Below are 25,904 nucleotides of genomic sequence, written 5' to 3'. Positions count from 1 at the left end.
CGGTCGCCAGCAAAGAAAGCAAGCTTTCTTCCTGATGCCCCTCGACTTGCATGTGTTAAGCCTGTAGCTAGCGTTCATCCTGAGCCAGGATCAAACTCTTCATTGTAAAAGTATTGTTATATATCCCAATAAGGGACAATATTAGCTCTGTTCAGGATGTCGAAAATTTATTGACGGTCATTTTTCATATACCTATATAATAAGTATTGACGGTTCTAAATTTACTTGTACTACTTGTATTGTTTATCAATTTTTCAAAGAACTCTTCTTTCGATTGCGCTTCGTTTTAAAAGCGGGTGCAAAGGTAAAAGGTTTATTTTAAAACACCAAATATTTCTGGAAGTTTTTTTTTAAAATGTTTCTTTCGGAGGAAAATCTTAAACTATCCTATAGATAGGAAAAGAACCAAGAAAAGAAACTGCCTTTTCTTTGCGAATCGGACGGCAAAGATAACTACTTTTTAAGTATATAACCAAATAAATTCGGAAATATTTTTCGGGTAGATCTCTTAAGCGGATCCGAGCGCTTTTGCAACATGTCAATTTCAATAAACTTTCCTTCTCTTGGAAAGCGGGTGCAAAAGTACGGGATTTACCAATACAAGACAAATTATTAAAGGTCTTTTTTTGAATAAAAAGTGAATTTTATTGTAAGTGACTGAGGAATAGAGCTGTTGTTAAACATATTTTTTGAAGAGGGAGGGAAAGGGAAAAGGGGGACACATTATTATAATATAGAGGGAAAAGAAGAAAGAAAGAAAGAAAGAAAGAAAGAAGACCAGGAGGACAAAAAGGGGAAAAGCGGGATACGGACAGACGAAAAAAGGGAAAAACGAAACTTAGTCAAGGGATTTTATTATTCTCAGAAACACCTGTAAGGAATCAGGCGAAAACATAAAAAATTGCTGGCAGGGTTGTATCCTTGTCAGAAGTATCTGTAAAAAAGAGGAGGATTTCACGGGATACAGTCTTTTCAGTACTCTCCGGTTGCGACAAGATTGAGTAGAGAAATCGGAAATCCAGCGGCTTTTGGCGTTAACATTGTTAATGCGATTGAGGGAACATTTGTTTTAAGAGCGGAAATAACAAAGCTTTTACATTTAAAAGGTTTGTTATTTGAAGACAAAAGACTTGATTTAACACAGCGTTAAATCAAACGACGGAGAAGGAAGAGGATAAAGGCAGGAAAATATTGGAAATGAAGGAGATGGAGAGGAGAAGGATTATTTATCGAAAAAAGGGATACAAGGCGGACGGAAAGGGATAGTTGCGATTCGGGTAAGTATGACTGCAAGGGATTTTCAAAAATGCTACGGGAAGTGGAAACCAGAGGGGGCAGTACCTTTAAAACAAAAGGCGAGCTGGTTTTAAACCAAATAAAGTGAGCGTACAGGGGGCTGTGGAGCCGATTTTTGCCAGACAAGGAAACGGTTCAGAAGAAAAACATCAAAAAAAGATATACGGATTTGAAAAAGAGAGAGAGCAAGCAAGAAAGGAAGAGAGAGGAAGGGATAGCGATAATATTGCCACATATCCCCTACTCCATTTTCTTCCTCCGACAAAAATTCCTATCTTGTTCCAAAGAAAAAACTAGGAACCAAGCAACACTTACGTATGAAAGAGAAGAACTTTACCCGATTCATGGATACCATGATCGAAAATCTAAAAACGGGCAATGCACTGGGAACAGCCCACATTTACCAAGCGAGTAAAAATGCATTCATTACTTTTCTGGGAAAAGAAGAAATCTATTTCCGACAGATAAAACCGGAACTACTGAAGTGCTTTGAGTACTTCTTGAGAAGCCGAGGGAATAGTTGGAATACAGTATCGACCTATATGCGAGTCCTGCGGGCAGTTTATAATCGGGCTGTAGACCGAAAGTTGGCACCATACATGCCCAGACTCTTCAAAAAGGTATACACCGGCACTCGAACAGACATCAAACGAGCACTGAAGCCGGAAGACATGGGACGATTGCTCAATACACAGTCTACCCGGAAACAGACTGAAACCTTGCGACGTACCCATCAATTGTTCGTATTGATGTTCTTATTGCGAGGTCTTCCGTTTGTAGATCTGGCTTATCTGCAAAAAACTGACTTAGATGGAAATACACTCACTTATCACCGTCACAAAACAGGCAGTCCACTCACCGTCACTGTGCCGAAAGAAGCCATGGATATCATCGACGAATGGAAGAATACAGATCCGGACGCTACTTACCTATTTCCAATATTGGAAGAAAACGAGAAAAGTCAAGATAATTATAGAGTATATCAGCAAGCATTACGGACATTCAATTATCAATTGGCAAAGTTGGCGGATCTACTTGGATTCAACAGCAATATCAGTTCGTACACCGCACGCCATACATGGGCAACACTTGCCTACTATCTGGAAGTGCATCCGGGGATTATCAGTGAAGCAATGGGACACTCCTCCATTAAAGTGACGGAGACTTATTTGAAGCCTTTCAATATTAAGAAATTAGATGAAACAAATAAGAGCATAATTAAATATGCGAGAGAGGCATATACCAAATTAAATTACTGATTAACAGCTCTGTTACTTTATAGGTAACTCTTTTGTAAGTGTTTGGCAAACATATACCTTTTTTCACAAAAAAGCAAATTAAGAAACATTTTTTTTCAAGACAAAGAGAAAATAATTCCTTCATAGATAGAAAATGATTCCCACAGGCTCCGGTTTGTTGTGAAGTTGTCTCAAAGAATTGCATGCTTCTTCCCCTCTTTGCTTATTGTGGAAGCAAAGAGTCACTCTTTTATTATACCTTATTACATATAAGATTCACTTTCCAACTCCTGGATTCCCCTACAAGACGCTTCTTACGTCCCAAACGATTCATTTACTGTTACCTATAAAGTAACGGTAGATAGAGGTATTATACAGATAGAGGCAAAGCCGGAATTGGCAAGAGAGAAACATTGATTTACTTACATAACATTTTTTATTAACACTTAAAAACAGAGGTATGAGAAAATGGACTTATCTCGTAGCTGCGCTCTTAGTGGGAGGGGCAACTACAACATTCACCGGATGTATCGATAATGATGAACCGGCAGGAATCGAACAACTTCGCGGAGCGAAAGCGGAATTCATTAAGGCAAAAGCCGCCTATGAAAGTGCATTGACCGAAATCCAACTGGTCAAGGTAGAACGGGAAAAAGTTAAGCTTGAGAAAGATCAGGTTGACTTGGAACTGAAAAAATGCAGTTTAGAAGCAGAACAAGCTAAAACAGCAGAACAAAAAGCTTATTGGGAAGCTGAAGCTCAAAAAAGAACTGAAGAGTTCAAAGCAAGGATGTTCGAGCTACAGACACTTACCGCACAAGCTGAGTATAACAACAAAAAAGCCTTGATGGAAATCGAAGTGGCTTTGCTGACAATGAAGGATGATGTGTATACCAAAGAAATCCGGAAGTATCGGAACTTATTAGTTGGATTTACATATAAATCCGAGTCTACCACCAATGGAGAAACAACTACTACAACAAATTCCAGCTATGGTGCATTAGCTGATTTAGCGAATGCAAAATCAGAGTTGATGAAAGCAGAAGTTGCCGAGATTAACTACTTATCTCAAAACAAATATTATCTGGAAGAATTGCAATTGGATAAAACACACGCCACTAAAACACTGGAAATCCAGCAAAATTTATTGGAAGAATACAAAGCGCTGGACGCAACAGGTACAGACAGCAAAGCTCTCGCAGAAAAGCTGAAAGGGTATAAAGAAGACCTGCAGGCTCTTGACGCTAAAGAAGATGAAGCCTATACCAAAATCGAAGAAATGAGAAAACCGATCTTCCCTATTAATCAACAAATTATTGAAGAAAAGATAAAGCTGGACGCCCAATCCTCTGCTTATACTTTGGCTAAGGCAGATGTAGATCCTGCTTTGGTGAGCGGATTATACAGCGCATTGTCAGTCGAAGAGGGTGAAGACGCACTCGTTGAAGATCTTGATAAAATCTTTGTTGAGGATGCTTGGGACGCAGAATTGCTGAAATACCAATACACCATGAAGAAAGATGTAGTGGTTAAAGATCTTAGCCTCAATGAAAAAGCAACTAAAATAGGAGCCATCGCCAATGCTATAAAGGCATATTATCAAGGAGAGAATAGCGAAGCATTCGATGCCAGCGGAAAATTACTGGATGCATACAAAGCTAAATTTGAGAATGAACTTAAGCGTTTAGAAATTGATAAGAAACCGGCTTACGCCCAGTTCAAAGCTGATTCTATCACATGGATCGACGCATACGTTACTTATGTAGGAGCACTGAAGGCTTATAATAACTATAAAGGAGCCAACACTTATCAAGCGATTAAGAAAGAGATCACAACTTATAACAGCTTAAAAGCTGAAGACAAGAAGTTGGAAACAGCCAACACACTGCGTACCTCCATATTGGGATACCTTGGAAAGAGAAAAGCGGTAGACGGTTTTAACGTAGAATTCGCTACTACTTATAAAGACGCTTTAACGGACGCTAATCTGGCTACTTTCAATGAAGCAATTGCAACTGCAGTAAGTGACGATATAAGTTCATTAATCGGCAATGAAACTCTTGCAACATCATTCAATGCTAAAGCTGAAGGTAGCACACTCTCTGCCTTCTTGGAGGCTAATCAAGCACTGTTCGGTGGTTCAACGCTTAATCTTGAAAAGAGCATCGAACCTAAAGAAGTATCAGCAAATAAATATGATATGCCCAAAAATGTTTCTCAGTTGATTGAAGATCCCGACGAAAATTCAGGTTCATTCATTAAATACTCCAATTTAGCCCAGGAATCTAACTATCTGGCTAACCTCGACAAATGGCAGGCTTTGTATGCCAAGATCAAGGCAGAAGCAGATCCTGTACTTGCGGAAGTGGAAGCTATCAACGAAAACATAGAAAAACTGGAAGCACATATCAAAGATGAAAACGCCGCATTGTGGCAGGCAGAATTGGCTTGCTACCTGATTAAAGACAATAAGTCGGAACGTCAAAACAATATTTTCTCTGAAGGTAACCCTTACAAAGACTACTATACTTCTAACGAACAAAAACCACTTTTGGGTAATGTCGTAACTGAGTATTCCAAGATTAAAGCTGAAATCGCCCTTGTTGAAAGAGCTATGGAAGATGGATACTTCTACTATACGTATTATGATGCCGACAGCCACACCTATAAGGTAAGCGAAGAGGCTAAGACTTTGGCAGCTTTACTTGAATATCAAGAAGGAATTATTACCAAAGCCAAGAACGCTGTAGAAGCTATTGACAACAAAATTGCTTTGTTTGAGAAATTCGGATATACCAGTAACGAAGGCAATGAACAGTATCTTGACCTGCTTAAACAAGATATCGAAAAGGCTCAAAGAACAGTAGACGAAAAGCAAGCAGCAGTTGACGGCTTGAACGCAACTCTGAAGAAACTCTTGGACGCTTACGCAGCTGAATAATAAAAAATTAAAGAAGAATATATATGATAAAGAAACTATGCATAATCCTTCTGTCTGTATGTACTGTTGCGCCTGTGATGGCGCAGCAATACAGCAGCAGCGATGATGCGTCGTTTGCTCCTAAAAAAGGTCAGTGGCAAGTATCCATGATACTGGGTAGTTCGCAGATGTTCAACAACAATACGGAGAACTATCTGTTGCCTACCTACTGGAACGGACAAAACTATAGCTTTCCGAATGTAGGATTAGGCAATACATCCGGACACCAGTCATCCGATCCGGCTACTTACCTTCAACTGGGAGATTTGAATTCTAATAATTTGGTCAATATCATCGGTATACAGGGAAAATACTTCCTGACAGACCGTTGGGATGTCAACCTGATGTTCAGCATGAACATCGGTGTAACCCCCAAAAAGGATTATATCGAGGGAGACAAGACGGTTACCGATATGCAGATTCCGGCTCTTCAATATATGGAAGGCAGAATCAAAAACAACTGGTCGGTTAATATTGGCTCAAACTATTACTTCAACACAAAAAACGAACGCATCAATCTGTATGTAGGTGGCCTGCTGGGCTGGCAAATGGGAAGAATAGAAACCACACTTCCGTATACCGGAGTCATGGTAAATGATAAAGATATGGACACAGATGGAGATGATACCAATTTACAACCGAGTCAAGATCCGAGCGGACAGGACAATAGTCCGGTCGTAGACGATGGAGACGTCACAGGTACTCCCCTGGAGGTTTATATCCCCAACAGCAAAGCCGGACAGATATTCGGTTTACGCGCAGCAGCCGTTGCGGGTATCGAATACAGCCTCAGCAAAGGACTGATCCTGGGATTTGAAGTTCAACCGGTAGCTTATCGCTACGACATGATTCAGATTATCCCGAAAGGAACACCCGTCTATAAGGTAGGACATCACAACATCAACTTGTTTGCTCTGCCCAACCTGAAAATAGGATTTAGATTTTAAATAAGTCCAGAATACTACGAAAGATCACCCCGTTCTACCTTCGGGTATGTATGGGGTGATTTTTTCTAAACCATAGGATAGATAAGAAGAAGATGAAAAGAGAACTCACAGGAATTTTGTTGATAGTCCTCATAATGGGAGCCTGCAACCATGCACCCCAAGAAGGGACTTACCACCTCAGAGGAATAGTGACCAACGAGAAACTGGAAGGCAGAACCATCTATCTGCAAGATGCTGTCAAAGGCACAGTGAGATATGACAGCGCTACGGTGAGTGAAGGACGCTTTGTGTTCAGTGGAAAAATAAATGCTCCTGAAGTGAGGGAACTCTTTATTCAGGAAACTGACAGCGACCGGTTCCCCATCACTCTACCCATAGTTCTGGAACCGGGAGAGATCAACACAAAAGTAGGAGACATCGTACTGGTGGAAGGCACCGGACTGAACGAGGAGATGATGCAGACCTTGGTAGCCATCGACCGGTTCAAAGACCGGGATTTCACCGGGAAAGAGATAAAAGAAATTAAAGAAGCTTTTGCGGGATTTGTGTTGGAACAGATTGTGAAACACGCCAGCAGCCCTGTAGGAAAGTATTTATATAAAGCCTATCAAAACAAACTAAACGAAAAGCAACAGGCCGAAGTACGAAAAACACTCGGCATCGGTTAGGGAAAACATACCGGAACACACAGGCAGGAGTTTTACCTAGTTCTCTGCCTGTCCGGTACTTTTAGTGTTGCACCGGAAAGCTCCGTGAGGAGGTTTCCGGTTTCTTTTTCTCTCCCTTGCCCCAACCGGTACAGAATGTATCAGAACTGGAAGTAGATGAACGGCTGAATTTCACTACTCTTCATTTGGATAACCAGATAGATCATAGCCACCATCACAAGGGCCTTGCCAAGGAAAGGGAGTTTGATAACTCCACGACAAACAGCATTTTCCCAACTATCCGGAGCAAAATGAAGCAGAAACCCGACTACCATCAGTGCAAATACCCGCCAATATCCCTCAATCAGTTGCGGAAAAAGCTGGGGACGAAAAGCCGTAAAAATCTGGTTCAACATATCCATTGAATTATGAAAATCGGCGTTACGGAAGAAAATCCAGCAGAAACAAACAAAGTGGAAGGTAATAATGACACCCAATACCCGCCGAATGCCGTGACTGGTCTCCCCTTTCTTTCTTCCAGCAATAGACATCCACGCTTTGTGTAGAGCAAGTGCCACACCATGAAAAGTGCCCCACAATACAAAATTCCAGGAAGCCCCGTGCCACAATCCACCGAGAAACATGGTAATAATCAGATTGAGATACTGACGGAACTTTCCATGTCGGTTACCCCCCAAGGAGATATAAAGATAATCGCGCAACCAACTCGACAACGAAATGTGCCAACGCCTCCAGAACTCGGTGATCGAGGCTGACTTATACGGAGAATTAAAATTCAGATTGAAATGAAAACCAAGCAAAAGGGCGATACCGATTGCCATATCACTGTATCCTGAAAAATCACAATAAATCTGCAAGGCATAGCCATAAAGTCCCATCAGATTCTCAACTCCCGAATAAAGCGTAGGATTGTCAAAAATGCGCTCCACAAAGTTGACACTGATATAATCGGAAATAACCGCTTTTTTGAACAATCCGGCGACAATCAGGAAAATGCCTCTACCGAACATCTCTTGTGACACATACAGCGGTTTACGAATTTGCGGAATAAAATCGCGTGCCCGCACGATAGGGCCTGCCACCAACTGAGGAAAGAAAGAAACATAAAAGGCATAGTCCAGTAAACTGGTAAGGGGCTTGATCTCTCTCCGGTAAACATCGATAGTATAACTTAACGACTGGAAGGTGAAGAAAGAGATGCCGACAGGCAAAAAGATATCGAGTGCGGTGAACTCTCCCCCCATCAGCGAAGCAATGACACCACCAAGAAAATTAGTGTATTTGAAGTAGCAGAGCAATCCTAAATTGACCGATACACTGAGTATTACCCATAGTTTACGCTTCCAGCGGACATCGGTCCGATCCATCAGCCAAGCTATCACAAAATCGGTAACGGTGACAATGGCGAGCAGGAAGAAATAAGTACCACTACTCTTATAATAAAAATAATAAGAGAAAAGAGCGACAAATAAAATACGCGCTGTGTTGCGGTGCTGCAACAGTGTATAGATTACCATGAACGCAGCGAAGAGCCAGAGGAAAATTCCACTGCTGAATATCATCGGAGCATCCGGATTGTATTTAAAGGCCTCCAACAGGCGGCTAAAATCGATATCAATGGGAAACATACTCATTATAGGCTTTAATAATGGCTTCATATAATAATTCTCCCTGAAGTGTATAACCTTCGGGAAGATAGTGCACATGATCCGGACGCATCAGTCCCGCATCCATCCAGTTTTTGCAGGCACGCAGGCTTCCGCCTACGATATTGTACATATCCCACACCACCAACTTGTGGCGGCGGGCAAAATCATGGATTGTATTCACTGCTGTTACCGTACGGGGATTGACAGCATAAGTACGACGCCGGCGACGTTGACGGAAACTCTCGTAAGATCCCGGAGGAGTAGTCAGCAAGATAGGCACATTTGGCAAACTGTCGCGCAACAATCCGAGCAGTTCCTCCATCTGCCGGTAATGCACATTCGAATTGTACTTCCGGTTATGACTTTCATTCGTTCCAAACGAAAGAATCAACAGCTCGGGTTTCAAGGCTGCAATAGCCGCAATACGCTCAGGATGAGTAAACGTCAGGCAAGTAGCTCCATTGACTCCCATATCCGTATAGGACACCGCTCCAAATGTTTCTGTCAGTCGGGCACCGGTAGTACGGGGAAAGATGTGTCCACGTATGTGGCTGTCACCAATATGAACAATACGTACGGTATCCTCCGAACTTCCGTTTTGCACCAGCCGTAAACGCTCAAGTATGGGAGTCAACACTCCCAGGCTGTCTATGATTTCATTTCTCCCCACTCCTCTGAAGGCTATGGGAAAAGTAACTTTCACAGAAACAGTATCTCCCAGCAACCCCGGTTCACGCATCGGCTTGCAGGCTTTCGTACCCTTGTCCATCCGCGGGCAGGCAGGCAAAAGATCTTGTGCCTGAATCGAAAAAATTCCGGAAAACAAAAGGAGTAACACCCCCAACCGTCTATTCAGCCTCATAGGCCTTTCTCCTTTCATACTGTTCTTTTCCATAAATCAATGTTTCGTATAGTAGTCCTGCCAGGTGACGTCCACCCCGGAAGTTGATGTGTGTATAATCATAATTAGCCAAAGAAGGCTTGGCATGTACCAACCCTGCCATACTTCCGTCACCTCCCATAGCCTCAAACATGTTCCAGAAAGCAATTCCGCTTTCCGCTGCTATGCTTTGCTGATAGCGAATCAGGTTTTTCACACCGGGCATCGTGCGTAATTCGCCGGTATCGGTCTTATAATCGCGGTCACCCACACTCAGCAACAAAAAACCGGATTGTGGAAAACACTCTTTCAAGTGGTTTATGGCCGTAAGAAGGCCTTTCTTATAAGGATCGTAGTTCCGTCCCCGCTCGGTCGCAACATTCAGACCATATTCCAGAATAATCAAGTCGTAGGGACGCTGGGCATTAAACTCTTGCAGCATCTTTGACGGAATGCTGCGAAGCGAGAGTCCCGAACTGCCGCGCAAGGAGAAATTGTCGACAATAATCCCTTGCGTACCATCCATTGCCAATCCATAAAATAAAGTAGAATCTGCCTGATTGATATCCCAGCGCACCGAGCCGATGCGACCGTTTACCTTCATCTGCTGCAAACTGCCGGTAGAAGGGAATTCCCGTGTATCAGTCTCACCACGGTTGACACGAACGGAAAGGCTGACTTCGCCTTTGTTATAGAAAAAGATGGAAGCTGTCTGGCAAGTATCGAGCAGGGAAGCATATTTATTCTGTCCCCGGAGTTCGACATAGGCCCCTTCACGAGGAACGAAGTAGTGTCCGGAAACTCCTTGCTTCTTTTTGTCGAAATAAACGCTATCGGTCACTGCATGACTGGACCATCCGCCAAAAGAATGACGTACCGTCGGACGGTATCCACTGGTCATCGAAGTAATGGTAACAAAACCGACACCACACCCACCGAAACGTTTCTGCAACATCTCACGAAGATCGGCAGTGAAGATATCTGCCTCAATAAAAGAATCGCCAAATACTGCTATCCGCACCAACCGGCCTTTCGATTGAATCTCGTCCAAGGCACGATAAAAAGGAGTCATTCCCCGCATCGTAGAGTCACTATAATCTTCGATACAGGTCATCCCACTGCGACACGTATCTACAAATGCAGGTTTCACTACCGGGACCGGAGGCAGGCTGTCTGCTTCCGCTTCATCTTTATCAGGTTCAGGCATACGGACATCGCTCAGCAAATCTACCCGTCTCATTGTATGTCCGTCGATCGTTATAGCCGGCAGCCAGTGCATTCCGATCAATGCAAACAAGACAATCAATGTCAGCCACAACGAATATTTCAAATAATTTTTCATGCACGCTCTTAATTTAATAAGAAGTTGCAAAGATAGATAAAACCCATAAAAAGAGAGGAGAATCTACATTAAATTAATGAGATTCTCCTCTGATCTTATCTGTCGGCAGGCGTTAAATGCTCCGCTCCACGTTGGTGACAAAAGCTCTCAGGCCAAGCTGCTCTGTCTGCATGTCCATCTTATGCAATGCATCCAGCAACGGGTCAACCTTCTTGTCGTCCACCACCGTGATGATGGCCGAACACATACTGGGCCAGGCATGGCTGCCGAAGTGGGGATCGCCTGTCTTCGAGCCACGTCCCTGCACCCGTTCCAAATAGGTGAAACCACGGCAACTCAAACGGTCCAGCAAAGCAATGATACGTTCGAAATAAGCCTGATCGAATGTGATTAATACTGATTTCATATCTTGATTTCTTCTTTATTATTTCTTAATCATTTCATCTTTATGCTCTTCAAAGTAAGCTTCCAGCTCACGTTTGCGTCTCAACACTTTACGCTGATGCTTGATACCTGTACCGGCAAACACACAGTATAAAGTAGGGATGAGAATCAAGGTCAGAATGGTAGAAACCGTCAAACCGCCAATTACGGCAATCGCCATCGGACTCCACATCTCCGAACCCTGTCCACCACCGATTGCCATCGGAATCATACCGAGGACAGTAGTAGCAGTGGTCATCAATACCGGGCGAAGACGGCTCTTGCCGGCTGTTACAACGGAGTTAAGCACTGCCAATCCACGCTCACGGCAAAGGGTGATGTAGTCGATAAGCACAATACCATTCTTTACAACGATACCGATCAACATGATGGCCCCCAACAAACTCATCACACTCAGTGTGCTCTTTGTGAAGAAAAGGGCCATCAATACCCCACTGAAAGCAAACGGCAATGAGAACATAATGATAAACGGATAAGTCAATGATTCGAACTGCGCTGCCATTACAATAAATACCAGTACGACAATAAGGATAGCAAGTGTACCCAAGTCGCGGAACGAATCTTGCTGGTCTTCGTATGAACCGGCTACCTGAATTGTTACATCCGACGGAATATCCATCTTATCGATAATGGCGTTACCCGCATTCACCACGTTACCCAATGCTTCGCCGGAGATAACCGCCGATACGGTCACAATACGTTCACGGTCTTTACGCTCGATGGTAGGTGGCGCAAAACGTTCGACAACCTTTCCAAGCTCTTTTACGCGTACGGCTTCTCCACGACTGTTATAAATAAGGATATTCTCGATGCTTTCAATACTTGTACGGTGTTCCGGCGCATAACGCACTTTAATGTCATATTCGTCTCCATCCTCACGGTATTTAGAGGCAATGGCACCATTGATACGGTTACGCAGATAATTACCGGCGGTTGCCAGATTCAATCCGTGCAAAGCCAGTTTCTCACGATCGAAGTCTACCTGATACTCGGGCTGATAGTCACTACGGCTGATGTTGACTTCCGACACACCTTTCACATTGAGCAACTCACGTTTGAGACGTGCAGCTACGCTATCGGTTTCCTCCATACTATAACCATATACCTCAAAATCGGCACTTGCCTGAGCAGACATACCTGTGTTACTACCACCCAGGATGACCTGCGCTTTGCTGAACTCCGGATATTTCTTCAGATCTTCACGCATTTCGTCACAGACTTGTTCAAGGCTGATATCACGATCACCCGGATCGACCAGACTGATGTTGAACGATATAATGTGCGAACCGTTATCCTGCATAGAGGCCCAGGTATTGTCTGAGTCGGCCTGTCCTACCGTATAGTTACATACAGTCATTACACCTTTATATTTGTTCAGCCATTGGTTAGTCAGTTTCTCCGAAATCTCCTGTGCCAGCTCTTTGCGTGTTCCGATAGGTAACTCCAGCTGAACTGCGATACGGGCATTATCCTGCGCCGGGAAGAATTCAGTACCGATGCTCTTGGCACAGAACAGGCTGACGACAAAGAACACGATACAACCGAAGATAACAATCGGACGATGCCGAACTGCCCAATTCAACATATGGGCATAGCCTGTATCCAAAGCATCCAGTCCTTTCTCAATAGGGCCGAAAAGGAGCTTGAAGGTCTTCGATTGCTTCTTCTGTAAACGCAACAACTGCGAACAGAGCATCGGGGTCAATGACAAAGCAGCCACAGTAGAGATAAACATGATGGCACACATCATCCATCCCAACTGCTTAAACATCACTCCGGACATACCACTTACCATCGTCAACGGGAAGAACACCGCAATCATGGTCAGTGTGGAAGCAATAACGGAGATAGCCACCTCATTGGTTCCGTGCACCGCAGCCTGTTTCGGATCGGAACCACGTTCGATGTGGGTCGTCACATTTTCAAGTACCACAATCGCATCGTCCACCACCATACCGATGGCAATAGAAAGAGACGAAAGTGAGATGATGTTAATCGTATTTCCGGTGACGGCCAGGTAAATAAACGAGGCAATCAGCGAAAGCGGAATAGTGATACATATAATCAATGTCGCACGCCAACGTCCCAGGAAAAGGAACACCACGATGACAACGAATAAAAGGGCATACAATACGGTCTCGGCCAAACTGTCGATGGTGTTGAGGATGTTGTCCGATGTATCGACAATCACTCCCAGCTTCACATCACTCGGCAAATTCTTCTGCAACTTAGGCAGGGCCTCGGCCACTTTCTTGGAGATATCTACGGAGTTGGCTCCCGATTGCTTCTGTACGACAATCATGGCACCTTTCACTCCATTATTATATGTTTCCTGAGCGCGCTCTTCTACCGTATCGACTACCCGGGCCACATCACGCAAATAAATATTTGCCCCATTGTAACTACCTACTACAACATCTTCCAGTTGGCGCGAATCGTCAAACTCTCCTTCAACACGCAACGAATAAGTCTCGTTACCGATATCGAAGTTACCACCGGGGATATTTTTGTTCTCGGCACCAATAATCGAACTGATTGTTTCAATGGTCAGATTATAGGCTTCCAGTTTGTTAGGGTCACAATAGACCTGAATCTCACGTTGGGGCGCACCACTGATGGATACCGTACCCACACCGGGGATACGTGCCAACGGGTTAACAACACGGTCGTCCAGAATCTTATATAATGCCGACTGGCTTTCATTAGCTTGTACCGACAGCAGTACAATCGGAATCATGTCGGTACTGAACTTGAAGATGATGGGGTTCTCCACATCATCCGGCAGCTGAGAGCTGACCATATCCAGTTTATCGCGTACATCATTTGTCAGTACATCGATATCGTTACCATATTCAAACTCTAATGTAATCAGAGACATATTTTCGGACGAACGGGAAGTGATATGCTTCAGGTTGCTGACAGCATTCAGCGTATTCTCCAACGGACGAGTCACGTTGTTTTCTATATCCGAAGCACTTGCTCCGGGATAGGCGGTCATTACCATGATCGTATTCGTATCGATATCCGGATACAAGTCGATAGGCAATTTGGACAAAGAGAAGAGACCAAAAATCACCACTGCAAGAAAGCAGAGGGAGGTCATAATCGGTTTTTTTACCGCTCCTTCGTATAAACTCATTTTTCCTAATTATTAAAAGTGGATAATGTACCGGTATGCCGTAAATGGTGCCCCATACGTTATAAGGAAACACACGGCATGCGGTTACATTGATTCATTATTTTTCTACTTCTACCTCAGTGCCGTTGATCAATCGGGTTTGACCGGCAATGACTACCTGAGAATTGTTGGGTACACCGGACTTCAACTCATACTCAGCACCCATGCGGCGTCCCAGTTCGACCTTATTGTATGTCACCTTTCCATCTTTGTATACATACACATAGCGGTCACCGGCACCTGCCTGTTTCACAATCGCCAGATCGGGAACAACCACATTCTCTTCCGTACCGAAGTTCAGACTGGCACGGGCAAACATTCCCGGACGTACTTTCTGATTCTGATTAGGCAACTGAATCTCTACCTGGAATGTACGGGTAGTCGGATCGATTGTCGGATAAATCAGGCTGATTTTGCCTTCGAAAGCCTCATCGCCATAAACATCCAGTTTCACATCGACAGGAGCACCTTTTTTCACTTTGGTAAAGTAAACCTCGGATACGTTGATCAGCAGCTTAACCGGAGTGATCTTCTCGACGGTCAGCACCGGATTGCCTCCGCTGTACATATCACCGCTATCATAATTGCGGGCAGTCACCACACCGCTGATAGGACTCAGCAAAGAAGTATTCTCCAGCAAATTCTGGTAAGCCGTTTTCTTTACGTCATAGGCCATCTTCGCAGCATCCCATTCCGATTTGGAAGCACCACCCACTTTATAAAGTTCGTCAATACGCTTGAACTCCACTTCCTGGTTGTCCAGTTGCAGTTTAGTCTGTTTCAGGTTGGCAGCATCCATCTGTACCAGTCTCTGTCCTTTGGATACATGATCGCCTACCTCTACAAAGATTTTATCAATACGCACCGGTGATGAAGGCGCAATGTTATTCTTCACTTCAGCTTCTACAGTTGCCGTGTATTCCTGTATCTGTTCTACCGGGCGCGCTGTTACATCAGCCAATTTTACTTTTGGCTTTTCTTCTGTTTTTTCAGCGGCACCTTTGTCTTTTCCTCCAGTGCACGAGCCCAATAGCACAACGGCGAGCAGGGCTACTAATTGGAAACATCTTTTCATATTCAAATTTTAATTGTTGTGTGTTTAGTTACTCTGTTACCTCTTCTCTTCCCAATACCTGATCAAGATCAGCCTTTGCAACCAGATAGTCGTAAATAGACTGATTGTAGGTCAACTGGGCCTGTGTGAGCGCCACTTCCGAATCGTTCAGTTCAAGGATAGTCCCTTTTCCCACTTCATAACGTTTCTGGGCAATGAGACGTCCCTTTTCTGCTTGTACGATTCCTTCTTTATTGCTGACCACCTGTTCAGTGCTTGCTGCCATATTGTCCAGATAGCTGGTGGCCTGCATAGTCAACTGACGCTGTACGTTGGTACGGTTCTCGGTCAATTGCTGCATCTGAATCTTGGTCTGCTTCACCTTCGTAAAGTTACTTGCCTTAAACAAAGGAATACTCAGGCTCAAACCGACAGTAGAATATGGAAACCACTTATAGTGTGACATCTTAAAGTCGTTATTCAGTGATGTATACGAATAGTTGAAAGATGCAGCCAGCGTCGGCATAAAGTTAGTCCGCTGAACAGCCAGCGTCTTCTTCAACAAATCGGCATTTAAATCCAATTGCTTCAAATCGCTGTTATTATTCAGGTTCAGCTGGTTGCTTTCCATCTGGCGACGGAACATCACCATTTCATAATCCTTCAGGTTACCGTCAGCGGCAATAGCTACATCGGTATCCATCCCCATCAGCACCTGCAACTGCAAACGGGCAAGATTCACCCCGTTACGGGCGGAAACAACCGAGGGTTTCAGGCTGCGCACCTGTACATCGGCGCGAATCTTATCGTACTCGCTAACCGTACCTTGCTCGTATTTGGCTTTCACCACTTCATAGTTAGCCTCTGCCTGTGCATAGCTCTGCAGAAGCACCTCGTAGCTGTCCTGTGCCAATAGCAGTTGATAATACGCCTTGGTCACTTGATTCACCAGATCGAGTTTTGACGAGCGTGCCTTCTCAACAGCCAGTTCTACATCCGATTTAGTCAGATTAATACTCTTGTAAAGTGCCGGAGCAAAAACGGGCAGACTCACATTCAGTCCTCCGTTATACGAGTTGTCCGAACCTACCTGGATGGTCTGCGATTCTCCGCCAAAGTCCATCACCATTGTCTGTTTTTTCAGTGTCCGCGAATAAGAACCTGTCAACGAAATCTCCGGAAATAATCCTCCGTATGCCTCCTTCTTAGCCTCTTTTTTCAGCTGAATCTCTTGGCCGGCCACTTTCATTGTGGGGTTTTCACTCAACGCAATTTCCAGTGCTTTGTCAAGCGTCAGTTGCAAGGTGTCTTTAACCTCCTGTGCCTGCACATAACCCACCGAGAGCAGTACAGCCACCGCTAAAAGCATCTTTTTGCTTAAGAAACATTTCATTTTGTTCATACAATAATTTTAGTTGTTTATCCTGGGAACTTCTTTGTGCTTCCCTATCTTAGTGTATTCTTTGTTTTCTATATTCCGTTATGAAATCTTCCAATACCCGTGCTCCTTTCTCTGTGGAAATTCCACGGATGTAGGTAAACATAATCGCCTCGTAAACCTCGAGGAAAGAATATTTATTGCAAATATCCGTATTCATCAACAGGTCGAGCTGCTCGTGAACCAACAGGTTGACAATGGCAAAGTTTACATCATCTCTGAATATCCCCTGTTTAATGCCCATCTTAAAAAACTCGATCGTACTGTCTGAGTCTCTTTCCCGGTAATTCTTCAGCAAGCTGTGAACTTTCGGATATTTCTTTATGTCCTCGAAAAAACGTTTGTTCGTTCGATGGAATGTCTCAATGCTCCGCTGATAGCATACAAGTATAACTTCAAGAACATTTTTCGAGTTAGCCAAAGTTTCCGCCAAGAAGGTATTCATCTCCTCCTGACGCTTTAAAATACACTCGGTCAGCAAGCTCTCTTTATCTTGAAAGACCTCATAAAGTGTACGTTTCGATATACTTAAGGACGCAGCAATGTCGTCCATCGTAATACTTTTGATACCATGTGCAGTAAAAGCTTCCGAAGCTGTCTCAATAATTCTGTCTCTTAGTTCCCCTCTTTGTGAGTTCTCTTTCACATTCTCAATCATTAACCCGTTCTTTTGTTGTTAGACTATCGATTATCAGCGTTTTCGCCTAATAGAAACGAAAAACTGAACAAAGATAAGCAGAAAACTCGACGGGATAAATCAGTTTCCTAATTATGCATACATATTTGATAAATATTATAACTTTCCAAACGAAAATCGAAACAAGTGTTAACAGAAATCAATGATGCAAAGATAAGGCTAAGAGATACTTTCAGAAAGGTATTCCCGCCCACCGAAAGAGAAAAATCGATAAACGACGGATATATTCCGATGAATAGGGAAGAAGAAAACCCCTCTCCCGCCCCTCTTCCGTGCAGGGAGAAGGGCAGACATTCAGAGGGGTGCTCTATCTATATCGCCTGCGGGATATAGACAGCTTGTAGAAAACGGACTTAATACTCAGACCTTGTCCGGTTGAGGAAAGCGACCGTTTTATGAATTTCTTTGTACATCACGATATCGTCTTTCACAAACGGGACTTCTTTACGATATGCAGCCAGATATCGCTCAAGTATAGGTGAAGTTTTTGCCGGACGTCGAAACTCTATTCCTTGTGCGGCATTCATCAACTCGATGGCGAGAATGTGTTCCAGATTATCCATCACCCGAAAAAGTTTAGTGGCGGCATTGGCTCCCATACTGACATGATCTTCCTGACCGTTGGAAGAAACGATAGAATCGCTCGAAGCCGCATAGCAGTACATCTTATTCTGGCTGACCATGGATGCGGCGGCATATTGGGGAATCATAAAGCCGGAATTAAGTCCGGGATTGGCAACCAAAAATTCCGGCAGCCCACGCAGCCCCATGATTAATTGTGCCACACGCCGCTCAGAGATATTGCCCAATTCGGCCATCGCAATGGCAAGGAAATCGAAAGAGATGGCCAATGGCTGTCCGTGGAAATTTCCACCGGATATAATCTGATCTTCGTCCGGAAAAATAGTGGGGTTGTCCGTCACCGAATTAATTTCGGTCAGCAACACAGAGGAGACATACCGGATGGCATCTTTCGTTGCCCCGTGTACCTGGGGGATACAACGAAAAGAGTACGGATCCTGCACATGCTTTTTGGGACGGGCTATCAGCTCGCTTCCCTGCAACAAACGGCGGAATATTTCTCCTGTCTCAATCTGTCCCGGATGGGGCCGGATCTGCTGAATACATTCCATAAAGGAATCAATACGCCCATCGAAAGCTTCAAGCGAAAGGGCGGCAATCATATCTGCTTTCTTTGAAAGCTGCTGTGCTTTGAGCAAGGCAAAAACTCCGTTGGCACTCATAAACTGAGTACCATTCAGCAAGGCAAGTCCCTCTTTGCTCATCAGCCTTACAGGCTCCCAGCCAAACTCGTCGAGCACACTGATGGCTTCACGCTTCTTACCTTTATAATATACATCGCCCACCCCGATCAAAGGCAAGAAAAGATTGGCCAGCGGTGCCAAATCGCCCGAAGCTCCTAAGGAGCCACGGTCATAGACAATGGGCATCACGTCATTATTGAAGAAATCGAGAATGCGCTGCACAGTGATGACTTGCACTCCGCTATGCCCCAAAGACAGGGCATGTGCCTTGAGCAACAGCATCAACTTGACTATAACCGGACGAATCTCCTCGCCTACACTGCAAGCATGGCTTTTCACAAGGTTCTCCTGCAAGGTGCTGAGTTCATCGGGTGATATGCTTTTACTGCACAACGAACCGAATCCGGTAGTGATACCATACAACGGTTCAGTGGAAGCAGCTATTTTCCGGTCGAGATAGTCACGGCATTTCCGAATGCGCTTTTGGGCTTCCGGAGCCAGTTCCAGTTTCAGATTTTCGTTAATAATGCGTTCGATGATTCCGAAAGTCAGTTCACCGGAGCCTACGTAATAGACATTATTCATTGATTCAGTTCTTGGTTGACAACTTCAAGTAATTCTTTCTCCCGCGTACAGGCCAATTGCTCCAGACGACAGGCTTCCCGCTTCAATTCGTCGACAAAGGCTGTGTCTTTGAGCGAAGCCAGATTGATGCGGACATTCAGCAAAGCCCCCAATACCGCCGAACGGGCAGCCATCATGGCTACACAGGCATCGGTAATGGCATTCCGGTTACCCAGACGGGCTACATCGGCTATAATCTCCATCAACTCGCAGGCATTGCGTGCCACCTGCATCGGGATGAGTGCCGCAAAACGTGTGGCTTCCTGAATAGCAGCGCTCCGGGCAGCTTTCTCTTCATCCGTGGTCTTAGGCAATTTAAAACAACCGAAAACACGATCATACGCCTCGGAATCACGATCGATGTATTCGACAAAAAGCTCTTGCTGTCCAATGCTCAGGCGGGATATATGCTTCATCAGCTCCTCATGTTCCTCATACCCTTTCTTTCCAACGGTCAGTCCGGCTACCATGGCAGTCAGCGCCGAAGCCACAGCACCATTGAGAGCCGCTATACTACCACCTCCGGGTACAGGATCGCTACCGGCTACTTTATCTAAAAACTCTTTTACGGTTAATTCTGCTAACATAGTTCTTCTGATATTATCGGGTTTATATTTCAGACAGACGGATAAAGCACTCCGCCTTTGATAGTCGTATTTACGCAATTCATCCCTACATAATAAGGTAGAATATTATAATCGTCAGAATCGAGCACTACGAAATCGCCCTTTTTACCCACTTCGATGCTGCCAATGGAATCGGCACGGTTAAGGGCAGCCGCACCATTCAGAGTAAGAGCCGTAATGGCCTCTTCTACAGTGAACCGCATATGGATGCAAGCCAAGGCAAACGTCAGAGGTATGGAGCCGGAGAAACAACTTCCCGGATTCAGATCTGTAGCCAATGCCACGGCACATCCGGCATCGATCATATCCCGTCCACGGGCATAGGGTTCCTTCAATGCGAAGGCAGTGAGCGGAAGGAGCGTGGCAACCACTCCCTTACGGGCCATAGCTTCGATACCTGCATCGGAAGCATGCAACAAATGGTCGGCAGAGACGGCACCTAACTCAGCAGCCAGTTCGGCCCCTCCTAAAGAAACGATCTCGTCGGCATGAAGTTTCGGTAAAAGCCCGTAATCTCTGGCGGCTGTCAGCAAATGACGTGACTGTTCAACGGAAAAGACACCCTCTTCACAAAACACATCGCAAAACTCGGCCAATGAATCCCGCTGAATGACGGGAAGCAGTTCACGGATCAGGAAGTCGATATAGTCATCGGGACGATCTTTGTATTCGGAAGGCAGCGCATGTGCTCCCAGGAAGGTAGGCACAATATCCACGCGCGTACATTCATCATTATTCAGGCTACGCATCACTTTGAGTTGCAGCAATTCCGTTTCACGGTTCAGTCCGTACCCGCTTTTACCTTCAACGGTGGTAATCCCCATGGAGGTCATCTTCCTCAAAAGTCCCTCTGCCCTGGAACGCAGGTAGATGAAAGAGAGTTTCCGGGTAGCTTCCACTGTACTGGCAATGCCACCGCCCCGCTGCATGATAGACATATAGCTCTCTCCTTTAAGACGCCAAGAAAACTCTTCGGCACGCTCACCCCCAAAGACAAAATGGGTATGTGAATCGACAAAACCGGGCAGCAGACATTTTCCGCGGGCATTGTAGTGCCAGAAGTGATGATAATACCCGTCACGTATTTCTCCCCGGTTGGGACCGACGTAAGTGATGGTGCCATCCACAACTTCGACTGTCGCATTCTCCAAGATTTGGAGTTCCGCCATCTCCTTTCCTTTCCGGGCTGAAAAGCCGAGAGGAGTTACTACTTTGGCATTAAATATGATTAAGTTTTCGCTCATGGTCCTTTATTCCATTATACGTGATTCGAGCACCTGCTGCATAGAAAAATTCTCCAAACCGAGATAATAAGAGGCGGTATCGATCAGTGCTTCCATCGGGACAAGCCCCACAATCTCGCTTCCAATAATAGTCACCCCATAACGGCGAGCCTCGATACGCACCAGCTCAAAGGCACGATAGAGGGCCGTACGGGTGTAATCGGTCATATTGATGGACACTTGGGTAATGTTCCGCTCTTTCAGTTCCACTCCCATCGCCTTGACATAACGCAGACCACCGTTGATGTGACGGATGTTCCTGGCAATCTTGGTCGCTATCTCAAGATTATCGGTACTCAGGTTGATATTATAGGCTACCAGAGGCATACGGGCACCAATAGCAACTGTACCGGCCGTAGGATGCCGGTCTGCCGGACCAAAATCCGGCTGCCACTCGGGAAGTTTGATTTTCTCGGCCATTCCTTCGAACTCACCTTTACGCACGGCAGCGAGATTTTCACGATGGGGAGCGGTCGCCGACTTTTCATATAGAAAAACGGGAAGATGATAGAGTCCGGCTACTTTCTCCCCCACCTCGCGGGAAAGAGAGACGGCTTCATCCATCGTCACGTTTTTAATAGGGATGAAAGGCACTACATCGACTGCTCCCATACGGGGGTGCTGTCCCTGGTGATGATTGAGATCTATCAGTTCCACCGCAACACCGATAGCTTCGATAACGGCATCCCGCAAGGCTTCCGGTTCACCGACAAGAGTCACCACCAGCCGGTTATGATCTTCATCATTGCTATAGTCGAGCAACTTTACTCCTGCACGGGCACGAAACGGAGCAACAATACGATCTATTTTTTTAAGATCACGCCCTTCACTGAAGTTGGGAACGCATTCCACGATTTTATTCCAATTCATAACTATACGGTTTTGGGTTCACCACAGATTACACGGATTAACACAGATATTTCAATTTAACTCTCAGTAAAATAAATTATTAATCTGTGAGAATCCGTGTAATCTGTGGTGAGTTATATTCATTTCTAAATAATTATTCTCTTTATCAGCTCTTCATCCACCAGATAGGGCATCGTAATGTGATAAGTATCTCCATGCGACAGGTTGAAGGCCTCACTGGTTTCCATCGCATGTTCATTGCGTGCCCACGAACGGCGGGCTACTCCTCCCATCACATCCCAAAGCATAGAAGAACGGAGAATCTCGTCTACCCTCGAACTTCCGTCACATACCATGCCGAAACCACCGTTGACAGCTTTGCCGATACCCACACCTCCACCATTATGCAGCGCCACCAGACTCATGCCCCGGGCACAATTTCCGGCAAAGCATTGCACAGCCATATCGGCCATCACGTTGCTGCCGTCTTTTATATTGGAAGTTTCACGGAAGGGTGAGTCTGTCCCGCTCACGTCATGATGGTCGCGTCCCAGCATGATGGGACCGACTTCACCGTTACGCACCATTTCGTTAAACCGGAGGGCGATCTTTAAACGTCCGGCAGCATCCTGATACAGAATACGGGCTTGTGTGCCCACCACCAGTTGATTCTTACCGGCATCCTTTATCCAGTTATAATTATCAAGATCTTGTCCGCGGCGCTTCACATCAATGCACTCCATTGCAGCACGGTCAGTCTTGGCAAGATCTTCGGGCTTACCACTCAGGCATACCCAACGAAACGGACCATATCCATAGTCAAAAAGTTCCGGCCCCATAATGTCTTCCACATAGCTCGGCCAGATGAAGCCGTCTTTTTCATCCACTCCATTCCGTGAAATCTCTTTGACCCCGGCATCATAGATGGCTTTCATAAAAGAGTTACCGTAATCGAAAAAGTAAGTACCACGGGAAACAAGCTTCTTTATCACCGCAAAATGACGGTGCAGGGATTCGTTGACCAATCGGCGGAACGTTTCAGGAGATTCGTGCAACAACCGGGTACGATCTTCAAATGTGACTCCGGCGGGGCAATACCCTCCTTCGTAGACGGCATGACAAGAAGTCTGATCGGACAAAAGATCGATCGGAATATCTTCCTGGGCGGCATATTCAAGCAGGTCAACTACATTACCATGATAGGCCACAGAACAAGGTTCGTGCCGTTCGGCAGCACTCAATGCCATCCGGAAAGCTGCATGAAGATCAGTAGTGATATACCCCACCCATCCTTGATTGTAGCGGGTCTCGATGCGGGAACGATCCACTTCGGCTATAATTGAAACAGCACCGGCTATTTCGGCTGCCTTGGGTTGTGCACCGCTCATACCTCCCAAACCGGAAGAGACAAACAAATGTCCGCTCAGATCCTTATCCTGAGGAATACCCAACTTGAGCCGACCGGCATTCAGCAATGTATTGAATGTACCATGCACGATGCCCTGCGGACCGATATACATCCATCCACCGGCCGTCATCTGCCCATAATTGGCAACTCCCATCTGGGCTGCTTCGTGCCAATCACGCTGATTGTCGAACATGCCTACCATCATCGAGTTGGTAATGATAACGCGGGGTGCATCCGGACGGGAATGGAAAAGCCCTAACGGATGTCCGGACTCAATGACAAGGGTCTGTTCACGGGTCATCACTTCAAGGTATTGCTTTATCAGCCGATATTGCATCCAGTTCTGACACACCTGCCCGGTCTCACCATAAGTAACAAGTTCGTAGGGATAAAGAGCAATATCAAAACAGAGATTATTGTCAATCATCACCTGAAAAGCTTTGCCCTCGATACAGTTCCCCCGGTATTCGTCAATGGGTTTAGCCTTGAGATCACCGGCCGGACGAAAACGGTATCCATAAATACGTCCGCGTGTTCGTAACTCCTCCAGAAACTCAGGAGCCAGTTTTTCGTGCAAGTCTACAGGGATATAACGTAATGCATTCTTCAAGGCCGTGGCGGTCTGCGCCGGAGAAAGGGTATATCCACGGTCGGGTGCCCGGCGAATACCTTCTACGAATGCCGGATATTCGGGCAACTGATTGCTGAGAGTCATTTTCATAATAAATGGAATTAAGGATTGCAAACTGTCAGCGTTACAATTTGATAACTCTTCGCAATATAGAAAAAAGGAAAGAATCTACAAAGATTTCGGTAGGTTTATTAACAAAAGGTTAGAAGAATAAAAGAAACCGGATAGCTAACGGCCGCTATTTCTCTTCTGCCTTCAACAGACGCAGATATTTATCGGTGACTTTGGCCGATTCGCTATTTTCATTCAGATAGGCAGTCTTCCAGTCCGGATGGCCTTCGAGCAACTCCTCCATCCTCTCTTTCCCGACAAATCCCACCTTATTGGTTTCAGGATCTATCTCATAATATACCCGTTTGGATATTAAAGCGGAAGCGGCAATGGCATCACCAAATTTACCGCCGAGCATTACATCCATTGTAGCATCGCTACCTGCGGCCACAGAACCAAGGGGAATGGCACTAAAATAGATATGATCTCCTATACGCAGGGCGGGAGCATACCAACCTCCGAAACGAAACTTTTTATAACGCAACCGTTTACAATTGATGTAAAGGGAGGTATCTGCCTGTACGGCATAACAACGGGACTTCAGATATTTGCACATGGAGTCGTCTGACCCGACACTGATCTTATAGTCAGCGCCACCGGTCATCAGAATATGATTCTTTGTACGTTTTTCCACTTTCAGCGAAGTAACCGTATCTCCTTCACAAGCGAGCAGCCCTTTCAGATTGGAATATACGACATTCTGCGCAGTAACTTCCATCACCAGCCAACTCATCAACAGCAGGAAACACAATTTCTTCATAAACGCACCCTATTAAAGATTTTCACGGCGGAAAGGTACACCTTTTAACGAACCGGAGCAAGTTTTCAGAAGAAAAGTTTAAGAAAAAGGAAAGAAACACTTGACTTTTGCTTAGTAATGTCGTATCTTTACTGACAGAATCATAAAGTACGTTCAATTTATATTAGGGATGAAAAAGGGAGGCCGTTGCTTCCCTTTTTTTATGATTCGCCTTGTAAAACCCGACTTGAAAAACTTATATGAAACATGGACAGAGGCTCTATCTATCTTGAAGCAAGGCTCTTCAGAAGTGAAACACCGGCTCTGTTCCATTCAAAGCAAGGCTCTCCGCCCTCTCTTCCCGGTAGCAACAGACCGCAATGCCGGTAGCATCCGGAGAGAACGTGGGTAGATAAGTGAACTTCTCCGGAAGGAACAGGAAAAACACTGAAGATTAGACCGGAAACCGACTCTTACGTTAATAATCAGTAAATCTGCTCTTGACAAAAACAAGCTCCGGGCAAGAGAATGGCGTACTCACACTAAATATATTATTT

General features: G+C 45.1%; 20 protein-coding genes and 1 rRNA gene. 6 read left to right on the top strand and 15 right to left on the bottom strand.

Annotated elements, in window-relative coordinates; genetic code table 11:
- Positions 1-106: ribosomal RNA gene (locus KO473_RS20990) — 16S ribosomal RNA — on the bottom strand; the annotation flags it as partial.
- 891 nt (positions 107-997) lie between these two features.
- Between KO473_RS20990 and KO473_RS20985 the strand changes: the two genes are divergently transcribed.
- The 5 genes from KO473_RS20985 (at position 998) to KO473_RS20965 (ending at position 7,129) form a co-directional block, all read left to right on the top strand.
- Complete coding sequence (locus KO473_RS20985; RefSeq protein WP_157173564.1) at positions 998-1,150, top strand: hypothetical protein; 153 nt, start codon at positions 998-1,000, stop codon at positions 1,148-1,150.
- Positions 1,151-1,613: 463 nt separating this feature from the next.
- Positions 1,614-2,555 (top strand): site-specific integrase, encoded by a 942-nt coding sequence (locus KO473_RS20980; protein ID WP_122130208.1) that lies wholly within the window; start codon positions 1,614-1,616, stop codon positions 2,553-2,555.
- A 439-nt stretch (positions 2,556-2,994) separates the two neighbouring features.
- Positions 2,995-5,475 (top strand): hypothetical protein, encoded by a 2,481-nt coding sequence (locus KO473_RS20975; RefSeq protein ID WP_005822097.1) that lies wholly within the window; start codon positions 2,995-2,997, stop codon positions 5,473-5,475.
- Positions 5,476-5,498: 23 nt separating this feature from the next.
- Complete coding sequence (locus KO473_RS20970; protein ID WP_005811308.1) at positions 5,499-6,461, top strand: BT1926 family outer membrane beta-barrel protein; 963 nt, start codon at positions 5,499-5,501, stop codon at positions 6,459-6,461.
- A gap of 92 nt (positions 6,462-6,553) precedes the next feature.
- Positions 6,554-7,129 (top strand): DUF4369 domain-containing protein, encoded by a 576-nt coding sequence (locus KO473_RS20965; protein WP_005822098.1) that lies wholly within the window; start codon positions 6,554-6,556, stop codon positions 7,127-7,129.
- A gap of 140 nt (positions 7,130-7,269) precedes the next feature.
- Here the strand turns inward: KO473_RS20965 and KO473_RS20960 are convergent, their stop codons facing one another.
- The 14 genes from KO473_RS20960 to KO473_RS20895 all read right to left on the bottom strand — a co-directional run bounded on the left by KO473_RS20960 (position 7,270) and on the right by KO473_RS20895 (position 25,368).
- A complete protein-coding gene (locus tag KO473_RS20960) occupies positions 7,270-8,757 on the bottom strand; it encodes an MBOAT family protein (RefSeq protein ID WP_005822100.1) in 1,488 nt (495 codons plus the stop codon).
- Positions 8,744-9,640 carry an SGNH/GDSL hydrolase family protein gene (locus KO473_RS20955; protein WP_181996021.1) on the bottom strand — a complete coding sequence of 299 codons (897 nt, stop codon included), beginning with the start codon at positions 9,638-9,640 and terminating at the stop codon, positions 8,744-8,746. Before KO473_RS20955 ends, KO473_RS20960 begins: the two co-directional genes overlap by 14 nt.
- Complete coding sequence (locus tag KO473_RS20950; RefSeq protein WP_032531560.1) at positions 9,627-11,000, bottom strand: SGNH/GDSL hydrolase family protein; 1,374 nt, start codon at positions 10,998-11,000, stop codon at positions 9,627-9,629. The genes KO473_RS20955 and KO473_RS20950 overlap by 14 nt, the downstream gene beginning before the upstream one ends.
- A gap of 112 nt (positions 11,001-11,112) precedes the next feature.
- Complete coding sequence (locus KO473_RS20945; protein WP_005782259.1) at positions 11,113-11,406, bottom strand: PG0541 family transporter-associated protein; 294 nt, start codon at positions 11,404-11,406, stop codon at positions 11,113-11,115.
- Between the two features lie 18 nt (positions 11,407-11,424).
- Positions 11,425-14,583 carry an efflux RND transporter permease subunit gene (locus tag KO473_RS20940; RefSeq protein WP_005782257.1) on the bottom strand — a complete coding sequence of 1,053 codons (3,159 nt, stop codon included), beginning with the start codon at positions 14,581-14,583 and terminating at the stop codon, positions 11,425-11,427.
- Positions 14,584-14,680: 97 nt separating this feature from the next.
- On the bottom strand, positions 14,681-15,697 hold the full coding sequence (locus KO473_RS20935; RefSeq protein WP_005811320.1) for an efflux RND transporter periplasmic adaptor subunit: 1,017 nt from the start codon (positions 15,695-15,697) through the stop codon (positions 14,681-14,683).
- 28 nt (positions 15,698-15,725) lie between these two features.
- On the bottom strand, positions 15,726-17,078 hold the full coding sequence (locus KO473_RS20930; protein ID WP_032531561.1) for a TolC family protein: 1,353 nt from the start codon (positions 17,076-17,078) through the stop codon (positions 15,726-15,728).
- Between the two features lie 49 nt (positions 17,079-17,127).
- Positions 17,128-17,772 (bottom strand): TetR/AcrR family transcriptional regulator, encoded by a 645-nt coding sequence (locus tag KO473_RS20925; protein ID WP_005782249.1) that lies wholly within the window; start codon positions 17,770-17,772, stop codon positions 17,128-17,130.
- A gap of 392 nt (positions 17,773-18,164) precedes the next feature.
- On the bottom strand, positions 18,165-19,661 hold the full coding sequence (hutH, locus tag KO473_RS20920) for a histidine ammonia-lyase (RefSeq protein WP_122130209.1): 1,497 nt from the start codon (positions 19,659-19,661) through the stop codon (positions 18,165-18,167).
- Positions 19,658-20,287, bottom strand: coding sequence for a cyclodeaminase/cyclohydrolase family protein (locus KO473_RS20915; protein ID WP_005782244.1), 630 nt, complete (start codon positions 20,285-20,287; stop codon positions 19,658-19,660). Before KO473_RS20915 ends, hutH begins: the two co-directional genes overlap by 4 nt.
- Positions 20,288-20,316: 29 nt before the next feature.
- Positions 20,317-21,570: an imidazolonepropionase gene (hutI, locus tag KO473_RS20910; protein WP_005822111.1), complete on the bottom strand. Its 1,254-nt coding sequence runs from the start codon at positions 21,568-21,570 to the stop codon at positions 20,317-20,319.
- A gap of 6 nt (positions 21,571-21,576) precedes the next feature.
- Positions 21,577-22,479, bottom strand: coding sequence for a glutamate formimidoyltransferase (gene ftcD, locus KO473_RS20905; protein ID WP_005782240.1), 903 nt, complete (start codon positions 22,477-22,479; stop codon positions 21,577-21,579).
- 125 nt (positions 22,480-22,604) lie between these two features.
- Complete coding sequence (locus KO473_RS20900; protein ID WP_005822113.1) at positions 22,605-24,587, bottom strand: urocanate hydratase; 1,983 nt, start codon at positions 24,585-24,587, stop codon at positions 22,605-22,607.
- 148 nt (positions 24,588-24,735) lie between these two features.
- Entirely contained in the window at positions 24,736-25,368 is a 633-nt protein-coding gene (locus KO473_RS20895) for a DUF6563 family protein (RefSeq protein WP_005782237.1), read from the bottom strand.
- 226 nt (positions 25,369-25,594) lie between these two features.
- Here KO473_RS20895 and KO473_RS20890 point away from each other — a divergent pair, with 226 nt between their 5' ends.
- Positions 25,595-25,759, top strand: coding sequence for a hypothetical protein (locus KO473_RS20890; protein WP_157173565.1), 165 nt, complete (start codon positions 25,595-25,597; stop codon positions 25,757-25,759).
- Positions 25,760-25,904 lie beyond the last annotated feature (145 nt).

This window comes from Bacteroides sp. HF-4919 (assembly GCF_018860125.1).
The sequence above is the reverse complement of the archived record's forward strand: the minus strand, read 5'-3'. Positions and strand labels throughout refer to the sequence as shown.